This window comes from Pseudomonas sp. RA_35y_Pfl2_P32, assembly GCF_963970735.1.
In the GTDB taxonomy this organism is placed as follows: domain Bacteria; phylum Pseudomonadota; class Gammaproteobacteria; order Pseudomonadales; family Pseudomonadaceae; genus Aquipseudomonas.
Genome location: NZ_CAXAQF010000107.1, coordinates 1 through 663 on the forward strand (window position 1 = coordinate 1; position 663 = coordinate 663).

Here is a 663-nt window from a genome sequence, read left to right on the forward strand (position 1 = left end):
GAGGCTGGTCGACTGGTCGATGAACGGCGTGCGATCGGCCTGGAGCTCGATCAGCCAGCGCTGGTCGATCTCGAAGCTGGTCTTGAAACAGTCCTTCTCCTCCTGGTCGAGGAAGTCGAGATGCTGCACCGAACCGCCTTGCTCGAGGATCGAATTCCACACCGCGTCGCTGTTCTTCGATTTCTCGTTGAGCAGCTTTTCGAGATACGGGTTCTTGATCGAGAAGGAGCCCGACAGCGTCTTGTGGGTGTAGATATTGGCCGGGATCGGCTCGATGCACGCGCTGGTGCCGCCGCAGATGATGCTGATCGACGCGGTCGGCGCGATCGCCATCTTGCACGAAAAGCGCTCCATCACGCCCATGTCGGGCGTCGGGGCAGGGCCCGCGCTCGGTCGCCAAATGCATCGAGGCTTCGTCGACCTGCGCCTTGATGTGCTTGAACATGCGCAGGTTCCACGACTTCGCCATCGCGCCCTCGAACGGCAGCCCTCGCGCCTGGAGGAAGGAGTGGAAGCCCATCACGCCGAGCCCGACCGAACGCTCGCGCATCGCCGAATAGGCCGCACGCTCCATGCCCGGCTCGGCACGGTCGATGAAGTCCTGCAGGACATTGTCGAGGAAACGCATCACGTCCTCGATAAAGCCCTTCTCGTCCTTCCACT

At 62.0% G+C, this 663-nt stretch carries 2 pseudogenes; both read right to left on the reverse strand.

Annotated elements, in window-relative coordinates:
- Window positions 1-333 (reverse strand): annotated as a pseudogene (locus tag AACY45_RS27320) (ribonucleoside-diphosphate reductase subunit alpha); the annotation flags it as partial.
- A gap of 97 nt (window positions 334-430) precedes the next feature.
- Window positions 431-628: pseudogene (locus tag AACY45_RS29395) on the reverse strand (ribonucleoside-diphosphate reductase subunit alpha); the annotation flags it as partial.
- Window positions 629-663 lie beyond the last annotated feature (35 nt).